Source organism: Limnoglobus roseus (assembly GCF_008254045.1).
Lineage (GTDB): Bacteria > Planctomycetota > Planctomycetia > Gemmatales > Gemmataceae > Limnoglobus > Limnoglobus roseus.
Window position 1 is genome coordinate 7715095 of record NZ_CP042425.1, and the last position, 15557, is coordinate 7730651.

A 15557-nucleotide genomic window follows, 5' to 3' on the forward strand; every position below is an offset into this window, starting at 1 on the left:
GTCAGGGCATCTTGGGTTGGATCGTGTTCAACAACTTCCGCAGCTCTTTGCGGTCGCCCTCACTGATCGACTCGGTCTTCAACAGGTGCGTGAGGACGGGGGCGATCGACCCGCCGCACAACCGCTCGGCCACGGCCCGGACGCGGTCGCCGACGAAGGCCTCCCGGCTCACGCTCGCCGCGAAGACGTGCGTCATGGCGGCCCGGTTGCGGGCGACGCAGCCCTTCTGTTCCAGCCGTTCGAGGAGCTTTTGCACCGTCGCGTAGTGGCTCGTGCCGCCGGACGGATAAAGGCGATCCGTGAGTTGGCGGATCGTGGACGGGCCGTCGTCCCAGAGTGCTTGCAGCACCCCGAGTTCGGCGTCCGTCACGTCCGGTCTGTCGTGGGCGGGCATTGGGAGAGCCTCGGATGAAGGTATGATGACTCCCAGGGTAAGACAAACTGTCTGAACTCGCAAGAGGAATCCCACGGGCCGGGCCGAATTCCCCGCGGGCGGGTCGCTACTTCTTCCCCGCGTCGGGCTGCCACCGCACGATGTAGGCGTCGGCCCCGCCACTGTAGACCGTCTTGCCATCGGGCGAAATCGCCACCGACACGACGGCCTTTGCGTGGCCCTCGTAGGCGGCGATGACCAGCCCCGTCTCGGCGTTCCAAAGGCGGTTGACGTGGTCCAGGCCAACGGACACGATCACCTTGCCGTCGGCGTTGAAGCAGGCGTTCTTGACGCCGCCGGTGTGGGCGTCGATCTTGCGAACCTCCATCCCCGTCTTCGCGTCCCAGAGGCGGAGGGTGCGATCCATCGACCCGGTGAGAATCTTCGCCCCGTCCGGCGAGAAGAGGATGACACTGACCGCGGCCGTGTGGCCCTTCAGCCGCATCACTTCCTTCTTCGTGTCAAGGTCGTACACCACGCAAGCGTTCTCCTCGCCGGCCGCGACGATCGCCCGCTTGCCGTCGGGCGTCAAGGCCAGGGCGGTGACGGCGTCCTTCACCTTGAACCGCTTGACTTCTTTGCCGGTGGCGATCTCCCAGACGCGAACGGTCGAATCGTTCCCGCCGGCGACCACGAACTTGCCGTCGGGGGTGAGGGCCACGCCGTTGATGTCGTCTTCCTCGTCGTAGTCCTCGAACTTCGCAACCTGCTCCTGCGTCTCGACGTTCCAAACGACGAGTTCGCCGTTACCGCCGCCGGTCACGGCCCGCTTGCCGTCCTTGCTCAGGGCCATGCACAGCACCTTCCCCATCAGGTCTTCCATCGCCTCCGGTTCCTTGCCCTTCGCCGGATCCCACACGCGGACGAGTCCGTCCCACCCGGCCGACACGAGCCTTTTGCCGTCGGGCGTCATCTGGAGGCACGACACCCAACTCTCGTGGCCGGTGAACCGTGTGCCCAGGTTGGCCGACCGCGTCAGGTTGAAGGTGCGGACCGTCGCGTCGGCCGTCACGGTGAAGATGACCTTGTCCGCTTCCTTGAGCGGGAAGATCCCCGTGATAGCAGTCGTGTGGCCGACGAATCGGGCTTGCTCGGCCCATGCCGTGGTGTCGAGGGCGATGAGCGACTTGCCGACGGTGCCGAACAGCAATTCCGCCCCGTCGGCCGTGAAGGCGGCGGACGCGACCGCCGCCTGCGTGCGCTGGGTGTGCAGCAGTTTCTTCGCCGCGATGTCCCAGACGCGCAGAGCCGAGTCGGCCCCGGCCGAAGCGAAGATCGGCTTCGTCGGGTGGAACGCGAGGGCCAGGATTTCGCCGGTGTGGTCGGTCCAGCCGGCCAGTGGCGTGCCGGTGGCCGCGTCCCACAACTTCAGTTCCGCCGGGGCGTTCTTCTTGACGATGTCGGTACCACTGACCAGGAAGCGGCCGTCCGGCGAGAACGCGAGGGCCGTGACGGTGGCGGTGTGGCCGTCGAAAGCGGTGCGCTCGCGGAACTCTTTCAGATCGGCCCCCGGTGCGGGGTTGTCGTAGACGAGGATGCGTTTATCCGTGCCGCCGGTGACGAACGTCTTGCCGTCCGGCGAGAATGCTGCCGCCCGCACCGCCCCGCGGTGGCCGTCGAGGAGGGCGAGTTGCTTGCCGGTAGTCGCGTCCCACAGCACGCCGAGGCGGTCGCGGGCCACGCTAATCAGCTTCGTGCCATCCGGCGAGAACGCCAGTTGCAGGATTGTCCCCTTGTGCGCTTTCAGCGTCGAGATGATCTCGCCGGTCTTCGCGTCCTGCACGTGGATGGCGAACTTCTCGGCGACCATCGCCAGCCGCTTGCCGTCCGGCGACAGGGCAGTGACGCCGGTGCCTCCGGTCTTGCTCGGCACTTGCGTCGCCGGGAACACGCGCGGCAGGGCGGCGTTCCAGGTGCCGAGAGTGTGGTCGAGGCTAGCCGTCACGATTTGCCGGCCGTTCGGGGCGAACGCGACGCCGTAGATCGCCTCGGCGTGCCCTTCCTCCAGGGCCGAGAGTTGGCCGCCGGTCTTGACCTCCCACAGCCGCAGCGACTTGTCCGCGCTCACGGTCGCGAGCAGTTGCCCCCGCGGCGAGAAGGCCACGCCGGTGACGATGTCCGCGTGCCCAGTGAGTGTGTGAATTGTCTCCTTCGAGGCGAGATCCCAAACGCGGGCCGCGTTGTCCTCGGAGCCGGACGCCAGCATCGTGCCGTCCGGCGAGAACGCGACAGCTCGCACGAAGCCGGTGTGCCCCTTCAGCGAGCCGGTCACTTCGAACTTCGTGTTCCACAGGTTGATCCGCCGGTCGGAGCTCCCCGTGGCGAACGCCTTGCCGTCGGGCGAAACTGCGATGCACCAGATCGCCCCCTTGTGTTCCTCGTAGTTGTTCGTCTCCTTGCCGGTCGCGAGGTCCCACGCCTTGAGCGTCTTGTCGGCACTGCCGCTCAGCAGAGTGACGTTGTCATGCAAGAACGCCACCGACAGCACGGCGTTCTCATGGCCGCGGAAGATGTGCGTCCGCTTGCGGGTGGCAATGTCCCAGACGCGCACCGACTTGTCGTAGGACGCCGACGCCAACTTCTTGCCGTCTTTGCTGAAGGCAATGGCGGCGATGGCGTCGTCGTGTTCGGCCAGCGTGGCCAACTTCTTGCCCGTGCCGGCTTCCCACAGGACGACGGCCTTGTTCGCCCCGCCGGTGGCAACAATGCCGCCGTCCGGCGAGAACTGCACCGCCAGCACTTCCTCGTCGTGCGTGAGCGTGGACGGCTTGTCCTCGTACTGCGACGACTCCGGGAAGGCGTCCCCCTTCGGCTTCGCGGGTGGGTCTGCCGCGGGTACAAGGACGACCGCGGCGAACAGCACGAGGATTGCGATGCGGGCCATGCGAACGATCCTCGAAACTGAATAAACGGTTAGAAGTTGTTCGGAGCTTGGGAAGCAAGTCCCGTCAGGCATCCGGAAACGCCGTACTGAGCAGGAACGAGCCGAGCGTGGCCGTCAGTAGTCCAAAACCGACCATGAGCCGCACGGCCAGAGACGTTCGGGTCGCGAGCGATCCTACGGACCAGAATAAATAACCCCCGACCTGGAGGACTGAACAACCGAAAATGTTCGGCCACCAATGGACCCAGAACGACCACAGGTTCATCGCCCGCGAACTTCCTAGGTTAAACTGCACGGTTGGGGCCGTTTGCGACAGAACGAACACTGTCACCACAAGGGTGAGGGTCGGGGGAACGGTCGCAAGAATGACCTGAGCGAATTTTGCCATTCGCTGCTCGTCGTCAATCTCCCTCATCGCCTCTCGCATTCCACGAATCGCACAGACCCAAAGACCGACCGCGGCCGCCAACCACAGGGGTAAGAGTAAGCATGGCATCCGCGGTCGGTCCTCCGATTACTTCTTCACCTCGAACAACGCATCGCCCTTCGGCAGTTCTTTGCCCCAGTTGCCGCTGAAGATGGCGTTCCGGACCCGAGCCTCGGTGCGGTCGGTGTAGTGGAAGAAGCCGAACGTCCGCTGGTTCGTCGGCTCGATGTCGCGCTCGAAGACGGGCGTACCGTTCACGCTTACGGTCATCTTGTCACCGACGACGGCGAGTTTGCCCTTGTTCCACTGCTTCTCTTTCAGCGGCACTTTCACCGGCTTCTCCTGTGGCGTCAGGTTGTCGAACTTCACGCCGCTCTTGTCGTGCCAGCTGTCGGTCAGCCAGTGCAACTTCGCCCCGTCCGGTTCCAGCATCACGACGAGGCGGTCGAGCATCGGGTGGGCCATGGCCTTGTCGGGGTCGTAGTAGAACTCGAAATCGACGGTGCCGTCTTCGAGCATCGGCCGCTGGTAGTAGATCGCGGCTTCCGGGAAGGTGCGGACCTCAGGCTTACCGTCCGGGTTGGCCTCCGGCCGCGCGCCGGTCTGGAAGACCTCCTCGCCGCGCTTCGCCCAGATCGTGCCGAGGTACGGCCGCCACATGGCGAGCGTTTCGGACGAGAGCATGTCCACCTTGTCCGGCACCGTCACGTCGCCGGTGATCTTCAGGTTTGCCGCATCGCCGGTCACAGAGAAGTGGCCGTGCAGCCCGATCCACGGGTCGCCGTTCACGCCGATGCGTTCCTCGTTCAGCTTGCGGTCGCCGACGAAGCTCGTCATGACGCCGTCCTTTACGACCATTTTGAACGGGTAGATCTCCTTCTCGAACGGGCCGAACGGCGGCTGGATCGTGTGCGAGCGGGCGTCGTGGTTGACCGTCGATTGCAACTTGTACGACTTGCGGTCCTTGCCAAACTCGAACTGGTAACCGCCGTACCGTGCGTACAATTCGGACCACCCCTGGAGCTTGAGGTTACAGGTCAGTTCGAAGTTGCCGCGAACCGGCGTCTTCAGGAATAAGAAGTCGAAGTTGTGGCCGGGGTAGTGGACGATAGCCTTATCGCGGACGGACCAGTGCGGGGCGTTCATCCCCTGGCTGCGGCTCCACGAGTCGAAGTTCGGGACCGACGCCCAGTGAACGAGGGCCGCGTCCGAGCCGAACCGCGGGCTGCCGTCCGGGTTGGCCAAGATGTCGGCGCGGGCCTTCAAAGCGTGGTAGTACCGCGACCAGGTATCGCGGCCGTCGAACGTCTTGTTATTACCGCTGGACCGCTCCCAGTTCTTGACCATCGCGAGCGACAGTTCGTGAACGGACTTCACGTGGGGGGGCCGTTCGAGTGCGGCTTGTGCCACTACAAAGTCGGCCCAGCGGTTCTCGGCCTTCTCGTCCGGCTTCATCGTCTTCGCCGCGGTGATGATCTCGTTCAACATTGCCGCGGCCTCGGCGTCGTTGCCCTGCGCGATCTTGACGAGGCAGAGTAATGCCTTCCGATCACGATCGAAGTTCGGATCCGGTTCCAATGGTTGAGCCTTCGCGACGAGGCTGGCCAATTCGTCGAGCTTGTTCAACTCCTTCGCAGCGGTCACGAGCGCGAAGCACGGGGCTTCGAACTTCGCCCCGAGGAAGACCCGTTGACCGGCCGGTTGGTCTTTCTGATCCACGACCCCCAGCACGTCTTGCGGGGTCATCACGCCGTTGAGTTGGAAGTTCGGCTGGGTCGGGCCGGGCAACACCCAGGCGGCGAGCAACTTGAACCGTTCGGCTGGGGTTAGGGCTTTGACCTTCGCCAGCACTTCGACCGGGTTGCCGGCGAAATATTGCTCGCCGACTTCGTGCCGCCGGGTCTTCGCGACGGCCGGTGACGGGGCCTTCGTGACGAACGCGACAGCTTCGAGCGAATCGAGTTTCTTCGGCCAGTTGCCGGTCAGGACGACGTTCCGCACGCGGGCCGCCGTCTGATCGCGGAAGTGGAAGAAGCCAAAGGTGCGGTCGGTCGCCTCGGCCTTGCCCTCGTAGACGGGTGTGCCGTTCAGCGTGATCATCACGCCGTCGGCAGTTGTCGCGACCGTCACGGCGTTCCAGTCTTTCTCCTTCAGCGTGAGCTTCGCCGCCCCTGCGACGGGTGTGGCGTTGTCGGTCGGCAGGCCGGTCCAGTCCTCGCTTCCGGTGGTCAGCCAGTGGAGTTTAACGCCGGCCGGGTCGAGCAGGAACGCGACGCGGCCGAGGCTCGGATGAACGTGCGACTTGCCCGCCTCGTAGTAGAACTCGTAGCGGACGGCCTCGCCGGATCGCAATGGCCGGAAGTAGCCGAGCTTCGCCTGCCGGGCCGGGCCGGTGGCGTCGTCGAGCTTGCGGCCGAGCAACTCCCCGTCCTTCGCCTGCCAGTCGTAGTTCGGCTCCTGCTTCTCCTCGGCGGGCGTTTCGTCGTTGCCGTTGGGGTCGCGGGGCTTGTCCTTATTGCGTTCGAACTCCCGCTTCTGGAGGGGCTTCGGCAGCAGGGCATCCGGGTAGTGCGAAAACCAGCCGGTGACGTCGTTGCCGTTCGTCAACTTGACCTCGGCCAATACGTCCGGCGTTCCGGTGAGCGTTGGGTTGCGGAACAGCGGCTTGCGGCTGTTCGTCCCGTAGAGCATGAGCCACGGGCTGACCGCCGACGGGTCGGTGTCCTCGTAGAAGACCTCACCGTTCCACAGGCACGTCACCTTCTTCGGCGTGACCCGGAGGGTCATCCGGTTGAACGACTCCTTCTTCATCGACTTCATCTGGGCCTTGTTCACGACGTCGTCGCGCATCACGGCCGACAGCATCGTGGTCACGTTCTCGCCGCACGGCTGGTACACCACCCCGGCGTAACCGCCGTGACTCTCCTTCCAGCCGCCGAGGTAGACGTCCACGCTGAACTCGAACGTGCCGGCCAAGGGCGTGTCGAACAGCAGGTAGGCGTTGTCCTGCGACCAGCCGTTCGTCACGGCCCCGTCGTGGGCGAACCACAACGTGCCGGGCGAGAGGCCGTGCCAGTGTTCCGGCAGTGCGTCGGCGAGTGCCCCCGGCGTCTTCATCGACTGGTTGGCGAAGGTGGTCCACGCCTCGCGGACTTTCGTGAGCGCATCATAGTTGTGGACGCCGCGGGCACGGTCCTGCATCGGCTTGTACAACTTGTCGGCCACCGCCTGGAACGCGGGGTCGGCGGCGCAGAGCTGCGCGAACACCAACTCGCTGGCGTGGAAGGGCACGGGCTGACGGCCCTCGTAGTCGTACCGCGACCGGACGGTGCTCTCGGCCGCCGTCGTGGTCATCCGCTTCACGGCGGCGTCGCCGTAAGCTTTCACGGCCGCCTCGGCCTGCTTGCCCTTGCCGGCCCGCAGGTAGGCCAGCACGCGGAACAGGTCGGCGTTCTCGACCTTCTCGGCCGCCAGCTTATCGGCCTCGGCGAGCAGTTCGTCCAATTTGCCGCACTCTTTCGCCGCGTCGATGAGCATGACCATCGTGCTCAGCAGTTCGTTGGCGGTCAGCGGCGGCAGTTTCAGGAATTGGGCCGGCGGGATCTCCTTCGGGATCGTGCCGATGTAGTACCGCACCGACTTGCGGCCGGTCGTCGGCATCGTCCACGCCTTGAGGGTCACGTAGCGCTTCTCGGCGGGCATCTCGAGGAGCAGTTTCACCAGCGTGATGAAGTTCGAGAGGGCCGGCTCGGCGCGGCGGGCGCGGCGGGACGGGTCGGCCCCGGCGCTGCTCGTCAGGTCGGCGTGCTGGGCGTAGTTCTTCAGAGCCTCTTCGACCGCGTCGGCCTTCAAGTACCACGTCGCGACTCGTTCGTAGAAGGAGGCGTCCGGCGTGATGAACGTCTTCGCCATCGTCTCCATCGTCTTCAACAGCGTGACGGCCGCGGCCTTATTGCCGACGCGGACGTGGTACCCGATGATCTTTTCGCCGAGTTCGGCCGCCGCGCTGGTGTTCTTCGCGAGGGCGAAGTTCATCGCCACTTTTTGCAGGATCGGCTCGGCCGTGGGCGCGAGGGCCGGGCTTTCGAGCGCCTGCTGGCCGAGCTTCGAGACGGTGTCGAGCGTCAGTTGCGACGTGTCCTTGCCCGCCCGGTCGCCGAGCGCCTTGAGGATTTCGAGGGCCTTCGCGTCGTCCTTCGCCTTCATCGCCAGGGTGAACGAGAGGACATTCGCCGCCATCTCGCCGAGGGGTTGTTTGGCGCGGGATTCGATCCGCTTCTTGAGGTCGTCGAGCTTGCCGGCGTCGATGGCCAGTTGGGCGAGGGTGCCGGCCAGGCCGCGGTCGCTGCCGCCGCCGTAGACTTCCGGCGGGGGGTTGGAGATCGGCGTCCAACTGTTGCCGCCGGCCATCATGGTGTACACCTGCCCGCCGCGGCGAACGTCGGCCGTCAGGAACATCTCGGCCGGGCGGCTGTCCGGGAAGACGGCCATCGCCACGACTTCGTACACGTCGGCCGGCGGGACGTTGAGCTTCTTCCAGCGCGCCACCATGTTGATGAGGGCCGTGTCCACGGAGATCGGCCCCTGAACGCCCCGCTCGATGAGGTATTGCAGCCCACCGACTGTGACCTGCGTGTACCCCCCGCCGCCGCGACGGTTGTTATCGTCTTGCTTACCTTCAACCGGCGGGCCGCCCTTCACCGCGTCTCGCATCGCCTTCAGCGAGAGGGCCGGCAGTTTGTTGTCGGCGGCCAACTTCGCGAGTTCGTACACCTGCTGGAACTGGTCGGTCGTCAGCACCGGCACGCCGTTCTTCGTCGGCATCGCGGTCGTCGGTCCCGTGGTCGTTGTCCCACCGAAGCCCTTCAACATGATCTGGGCGAAGTGCGTCGGCCGGCCGTCGTCGATCCGCGATTGCGGGGCGGTGGCCGCGGGAGGGGCCGGGGTTGCGGGGGCGGCCGGAACCGGCTTGGGGCCCGGGGCGACGGCGGTCTTGGTCGGCGGGGGCTTCGGCAGAAGGAGGTCGAGCATCTCGCCCCACTTCGCCTCGGCCTTCGCCACGTCCTTGCGGTCGTGTTCGATCTGGCCCCACTCGCGGAGGACGGCCACCGCGTACTTCGTCTCGGCCTGACGGACGGCCGCCTCGACGGCGCGGGCCGCGAGTTTCTCGCCGACGGCTCGCAGGTCGTCCTTCTTCAAGCACTCCCGCGCGGCGAGCCAGAGGTTCACTTGCCGCATCGCCTCGGTCCGCTGACGGCTGTTGGCCTTCGCCCCCTTCGGCAGCGGTTCCAACGGCGTTTCGTCCACGAGTTTCGTCAGCTTCTCCAGGGCCGCCTTCGCCGCGTCCGGCTTGTCGTCCGTCAAAGCGACGATGGTGGCGGCGATGGCCACCGTGAGGTCTTTCGGGTGCTCGGCCTGCGTCGCCGCCGCTTTCTCGACGGCCGCCTTGCGAGCTTCGGGGTTCTTCGCCAACGACTGTGCGGCCGTGGCGAAGACGCTGGCGAGGGCCGTCTTCTCCAGGTTGCGGGCGTCGACCGTCACCATGAGGTCGAGGGCCGACTTGTTCGCCTCCGTCGTCTTCTGCGGCGTCAGCAATGTGTTGACCGCGGCCGGCAGCGCCTCCGGCTTCATCTTCCGCAGAGTCTCCTTCAACCCGGACTCGATCTGCTGGGTGAACTGGTCCGAGCCACCGCCGTAGTAGCTGTTCGCAATGGCCAGGCGGTCGCGGTTGGAGAGTAGTTGCTGGTATTGCCGGACCGCCTCAATTGTGTCGCCGAGGCGGGCGAAGTCCTGAGCGACGGCAAGGCCGTCCTGAATCTCGCGGTACTCCCAGTAGCCGCCGCTGTAGCCGGGGTTGGTTCGCTCGACTTTCGTGACCTTCGCCAGCGTCTTCTTGGCGTCGTCCATTCGGCCGAGTTGCTCGTACCACCAGATGAGCCGCCGGGCGGGCGAGTAGCTGTACTCGCTGTTCTGGTCCTTGAGCAGGTCTTCGTACCCGACTTCCAGGCTCTTCAGAACGTCTTCCTCGATACCAGCGTAGTACTCCAGTTCTTGCGCGAGGGTGAAGCGGGCCATCGCCGGAATGTCGGCGGTCTTATCCGTGAAGATGGCGTTCCACGCAGCGATGCCCTTCGCTTTCTGCCCGGTCTGGATGTCGATGACCGCCAACAACGCCTTGCCCGCGACCCAATCGGGTTTCTTGGCGAGGGCGGCTTCGATCTCCTTCCGCAGTTCCGGCATCCGCTCCTGCTTCCGGGCGATCGAGAGCATCCGCGTCGTAACTGTGGTGGCTTGGCCGTTCTGCCCGTAGCTCGAAATCTGCGTCAGCACGTCCCACGAGTCGCTCAGACTGTCTTCCCGCGGGATGACGGCCTGCTTGACGTAGTCGTACAGTTCCGGCATCTTCCACATCTCGTCGCGGTTGATGTTGCCGAGGATGTAGGCGCGCTCCTGCGGGAACGCCTCCCACGCCTTCTTGAACATCTTCAGGCCGATCTCGCGGGTCTTCTCCTGCTCCAACAGCGGCGTCACCATCTCGATGACGGTCCAGTAGTTGTTGAACTTCTTGAGGTCGATCTCGTCGAAGAGGGCGACGAGTTCTTCGAACTTGTTGGCCTCCGAGAAGAGTCGCTGGATCTCGTAGTAGTTGTTCTGGAACAGGGCGGGGTCCTTCTTGATCGCCATCTTGAAGAACTTCATCGCCTCGTCCTTGTCGCCATTGGCCTGCATCTGCTGGGCGACCTGCATCATCAGCGGGGCGTCATCAGGCTTCAGTTCCGACAACTTCAACAGCGTTGCCTTCTGCTTGTCCTTGTCGCCGGACGCCTGGTAGTAGCCGAGCAAGGTCTGGTGGATCTGGGTCGACTTGGGCGACGTCTTCAACTGGGCCTCGGCCCGCTCGATCAATTCCTTGAGTTGGCCGGACCGGGCCAAAATGCCGATGGCCTGATTGCGGCTACCGTCGCCCTCGTCGTAATTGCGGTAGCGGCTGGCGGCGGTGGCCGGAGCCTTCCGCAGAATCTGTTTCGCGATCTGCACGGCCTGATCCGTCTGGCCCTGCGTCTGGTAGGCGTTCATCAGTCGCAACAGTGTGGCCGTCTTGTTCCCGGCCTGCCGTTGGGCGCGGGCGAGGACCGTCTCCGCCAGCTCGTGCATGCCGAGGCGGTGCATCTTGCCGGCGAGTTCGAGTTGCTTGTCGGCGTCGAGCCGAAGGCCGAAGAGTCGCTCGGCCGCCTGCCGGGCGCGATCGATGTTGCCAGTTCGCTCGGCCAACCGCAGGGCCATTTCCTCCCGCCGCTGCATCACCTGGTGATCGGTCGGGTTAATGCTGTCCACCAGCGTGAGCGCCTCGGCGATTTCGTTGTTCTGCTCGCGAAGGTGGGCAATCTCCATCGTTAGGTTGTGGTCGTTCTGTCCAATCTGCGTGGCGTCGGAGAGGTGAGTCAGGGCCTCGTCCTTCTCCTCGTTCCACCAGTGCAGGTAGCCGACCGCGAGGTGCAGGTACAGTTTCTCCATCCCGTCGGCGGCCGTGAGTTGCTTTTGAAAGTGGGCGAACAGGTCGGACGTGAGGTCGGCCTTCTTGTACAACTCGAAGGCGTTGTAGAGCAGGTCGATGGTCCCCTGGTCGTAGTACTCGTTCGCGTTCGGGAAGGCGAGCTGCTTGCTGTTCCCGCCGTAGTTGCCGTTCGCGTACAGGTTGACGTAGGTTCCGCCGGTGGCCTGCCGCCGCGAGGAGGTCGTCGATGCGGCCTTCGGGGCGGTGAGGTTTTGCTTGCGGACCATCGAAAGGTAAAAGTCGAGGACCGCTAGACCGTCGGCGTACTTCTTGGCCTCGATCCGCTTACCCATCATTGTCACGAGCGACGAGTAATACTGCCGGGTCGGCAGGCTCCCCAGGGCGCTCGACGACTTGACCGGCCCCTGGAGTTGTTCGAGTTTCTTGTACATCGACAGGACGGTTTCGAGGTCGTCGCGTTCCACCGTCGCGTTGATGACCGTGGCAACGCGGTCCACCGTGGTCGCCGCCGCGAGCATCTCTTGGTATAGGGCCTTCTCTTCCGTCTCCTTCTTGGCCCGCTTCAATTCCACCACGACCGCCCCGGTCACGTCGGGCGTCACCCACTCGGGCTTGATCGTTTTCAGCTTCTGGTACGTCTCCATCAGGTACTTCAACTGCTCGTCCGGCAACGGCGGCGTCTTGTCCTCGCCCGGTTGTCCGCCGCGGGAGTAGCGGCGTTGCGGTTGGCCCTCCGTCCTCATGCCGACCGACGTGAGGAAGACGAACTGCGCGGCCGGATCGGTGCTCGCTTTCGCGAGAGCCGTGGCTCGCTCGAAGACGTCCTTGTTGTCGTACCGGACCGATTGCAGGTAGTGCCAGTCCCAGAGGGAACGGGCGGCCGGGTTCGGCAGACTCTTTGCCTTGCGAAGTTCGGCGACAAACTTCTCCTGCCCGTCGGCCTTGTCGCGGGACAGTTCGTACAGCCAACCGAGCGCGGCCATGCGGGCCTCGCCGAAGTCCTTCGGCGTGTAGAACGGCTGCTGTTGCTGGCCGCCGTAATAGTTGTTGGAATCGATGCCCACGGCCGTGCGGATCGTCCAGACGTTCTCCATCCGCCGTTGGAGCGGCGGGCGACTCACTTCGGAACGGCGGGCGCGGCGGGCGGCCGCCAGAGCCGGCGGCGTGGGCTTCGCACCCTTCTTGTCGTCCTTCTTCTGGGCCGCGAGTTTCTTTTCGTGTTCGAGCATTTCGCCGAGTTCATCGTCCGGCAGTTTCAGCGCGAGAATGGCCTTGAAGCGGGCGGCCGAGTCCTCTTTCTTCCCCCGCTCGGCAAGGATTGCCCCTTCGCGGTAGAGCAATTCCCAGTTGCCCGGCTTCTGGACCAACATCCGGGAAAGAATCGCGAGGGCCGAGTCCTGCTTCTTGGACGTGACGAGCGTGTCGATGGCTTGCAGGTTCCGGTGCGGCTCGTTCATCTCGGCGATTGACTTCACCCACACGTCGGCGGCCTCATCCCCTTCCCCGGCCTTCAGCAACAGTTGTGCGAGCCGCACTTGCGCGTCGAAGTTCTGCGGGGCCGCGGTCGCGAGTTGCCGTTGGTACTTGAGTGCGCCTTGCACGTCCCCTTCTTGCTCGCTCAGTTGCGACAGTTGCGCGAGGAGGTTGGTGTCACGGGTGTTCTCCGTCAGCAGCCGTTCGAGTTGAACCCGCGACGAGCCGAGGTCGCCGGCCGTCTGGTACGCCTGGGCGATGCACATCGTCAGTTCGCGGTTCTTCTCCTGCTCCCGGCGTTCGCGTTCGAGGCGCTCCATCAACTTGTCGAACTGGTTCTGTTCGAGGTAAAGTTGCGCGAGGCGGTCGACGATGCTGAGCTTGCCTTCGAGTTCGTTCGTCTTGTCGAAGGCCCGCCAGAGGAGTTCGATCGCTTCGCCGGAACGGACCCGCTCGACGAGCGCGTTTGCTAGCGTGACCAGCCCTTGCGGGTCGGCGGGGTTAGCCCGCACCGAGCGACGCAGGGCTTCCAGCCCCTCGTCGGCGTCGCCGAGCTGGAAGCAGATTTCCGAGTACCACTTGTAGACTTCCGGGTTGCCGGGGGCCGACGCGAGCACGTCCTTCGCCGTCTTCAGCGCGTCGTCCCGCTTGCCGAGGCGTTGCTCGAGGGCGGCGACTTGTTGCAGGTACTCCGTGCGGTAGCGGCGGTCGAGGTTCGCGAGCTTGCGATTGGCCTCGGCAGCCGCGAGCATGTTCCCGCCGGCCTCGTGGATGCGTGCCGATGCCGCCAAGACGGCCAGCGATTTCGCGTCCTTCTCGGCGGCCTTCGCGATCGTCTCCACAGCCTTGTCGAGTTGCCGGTTCGCCTCGAAGTACCGGGCGAGAATCAGCCATTGCGTCGCCGGGGCGCTGGCGTTCGCGGTCAGTTCCTTGCTCAGCGCGTCGATCTGTTCGGGCAACTTGTCCGTGGCCTGGTATATCTTGATGCGGGCGGCAAGAACCTGTTCGACTTCCTCTGCGTTGCTCGTGAACTTGGACGCGAGGTCGAGTTGTTTCAGGGCCTCGTCGTTCTCCGCCTCCTGCGCCAGCACGTCGGCGTAGGTCATCAGCAGGTTGTAGTCGTCCTTCTCCAACTGAATCGCTTCGGCGAAGACGCGGATGGCCTCCTTGCGGTAGCCGAAGCCGGCGTACACTTCGCCGAGGCGGGCGAGGTTCTTGGCGTTGCGGTTCGCCCCTTCCGCGATCGGCCGCCAGGTGTTGAGGGCTTCTTCGGACCGCTTCAAACTGTGGAAGTACTCGCCGAGGTATTCGCGGTACTGCGCCGCGTTCGGGGCGAGTTCGATGGCCTTCTTGTAAAGTGCGATCGCTTCGTCGGTGATGCCCGCCTGACGGACCAAGTCGGCGACCTGTGAAGTTGTGACGGGATCAGTCGGCTTCTTCTCCAGAATTCGCTTCCAAACGGCGGCCGCGGCCGCCTTGCGGTCCACTTCCGGCTTGCCGGTGTCGCGCATGAGCAGTTTGCCCCAGTCGCGGAGGATGTCCGGGTTGCCGGGGTCGGCCTTATCCATCGCCTCGTACTGCTTGGCCGCGTCGGCATAGTTCCCCTCGTAGGCGAGTTGCTCGATCAGCGACGTGCGGAGGCTGCGGTTGGAAGGCGCGACCTCAATCCCCTTCTCTAACCACTTGCGGGCGTCCGGCCCCTTCCCCTGGGCCGAGAGGTTCTTCGCGAGGCGGGCGATGGCCTCGACATCGGTGGTGTTCTTCTCCAGCCACTTCTCGTAATATTTGGCCAGGCCGGCGAGGTCATCGTTCCGCAGGAACACGTCCTCGATCCGCCGCCGCACGTCGCGGTAGAGCCAACTCTCCGGGTTCAGTTCGCCGAGCAGTTTTTCGAAGTCCGCGAGGGCTTCCGTCGATTTCTTCAACTTCACCTTCAGGTCGGCCACGTCCATGCGCAGCGTTGCCTGACGGTACTTGTCGTCCGTGTTCTTCGCCAGCTTTTCCAACCGCGGCAGGGCTTGCTCATACTGGCCTTCCTCGACCAGTGTCGTCGCGATCTGTTCCTGCACGCGGACGTCGTCGGGGTATTGCTTCTCCAGGCGATTCCAGACTTCGAGCGCCTTCTCAGTCTTCTGTGCGCGCTGGTACACGCGGCCGAGCGCCTGGAAGGCGTCGAGCATGTCGTTGCGGTTCGGCTTGCGGGTGATGGCCCGCTCGAACGCTTCCGCCGCGGCGTCCGGCCGGCCGATCAGCACGAGCGATTGGCCGAGGTAGTACGAGGCAATCGCGTTCTCCGGCAGAGCCTCTTCCGCCTTCTGGAACGCGACCACGGCCGCCCCGTCGCGGCTCCGCTGCGACTCCGCGAGGCCGATAATCATCCAGGCCGCGCCGTCCTTCGGGTTCTTTTTGACGCGCTCCGCGTACTCTTGCACAAAGGCATCCAGGCTGCCGCGCTCGACGTGGTAGCCGTAGAGGCGGTCGAGGGCGGTGCCCCGGCGGGGGTTATTTTCCAGCGCCTTCTTGAAGGCGGCCGCGATGTTGCGGGCCTTGATGTCGTCTTCGGATTCTTCTTCCGGCTCCACGGCGGCCGGCTTACTCGGGGGTGCCTGTGCCGCCGACCAGACTGTCCAGCCGGCCAGGGCGAAGAGGGATGCCGTCAGCCACAGTCGTCCGTGCCGCATGTGAGAGCACTCCGAGAGCAGGGCGCTACCTGAACCAACGAGATGTTAACCCGGTTCGACGAACGAGCCGGTGAAAAACCAACCGTCGTTACAATTCCGTCGGCCAACCGTATTCGACGCCAACCCCGGTCGCGCGACGCGCA

Annotated in this window: 4 protein-coding genes; all 4 read right to left on the reverse strand. The window is 64.7% G+C overall.

The window, feature by feature from the left end:
• Position 1: 1 nt before the first annotated feature.
• The gene (locus tag PX52LOC_RS33080) at positions 2-394 is read right to left on the reverse strand and encodes a BlaI/MecI/CopY family transcriptional regulator (protein WP_149114081.1); all 393 of its coding nucleotides are present in this window, start codon (positions 392-394) and stop codon (positions 2-4) included.
• A gap of 106 nt (positions 395-500) precedes the next feature.
• Positions 501-3317 carry a WD40 domain-containing protein gene (locus PX52LOC_RS33085; RefSeq protein ID WP_168219362.1) on the reverse strand — a complete coding sequence of 939 codons (2817 nt, stop codon included), beginning with the start codon at positions 3315-3317 and terminating at the stop codon, positions 501-503.
• A 64-nt stretch (positions 3318-3381) separates the two neighbouring features.
• Positions 3382-3732, reverse strand: coding sequence for a hypothetical protein (locus PX52LOC_RS33090; RefSeq protein ID WP_149114083.1), 351 nt, complete (start codon positions 3730-3732; stop codon positions 3382-3384).
• Positions 3733-3831: 99 nt separating this feature from the next.
• The gene (locus PX52LOC_RS33095) at positions 3832-15414 is read right to left on the reverse strand and encodes a DUF1583 domain-containing protein (RefSeq protein ID WP_149114084.1); all 11583 of its coding nucleotides are present in this window, start codon (positions 15412-15414) and stop codon (positions 3832-3834) included.
• Between the last annotated feature and the right edge of the window lie 143 nt (positions 15415-15557).

Excerpts from the sequence above, each read along its gene's own strand:
- PX52LOC_RS33080 (WP_149114081.1), bottom strand. The coding sequence starts at position 394 with ATGCCCGCCCACGACAGACCGGACGTGACGGACGCCGAACTCGGGGTG.
- PX52LOC_RS33085 (WP_168219362.1), bottom strand. The coding sequence starts at position 3,317 with ATGGCCCGCATCGCAATCCTCGTGCTGTTCGCCGCGGTCGTCCTTGTA.
- PX52LOC_RS33090 (WP_149114083.1), bottom strand. The coding sequence starts at position 3,732 with ATGAGGGAGATTGACGACGAGCAGCGAATGGCAAAATTCGCTCAGGTC.
- PX52LOC_RS33095 (WP_149114084.1), bottom strand. The coding sequence starts at position 15,414 with ATGCGGCACGGACGACTGTGGCTGACGGCATCCCTCTTCGCCCTGGCC.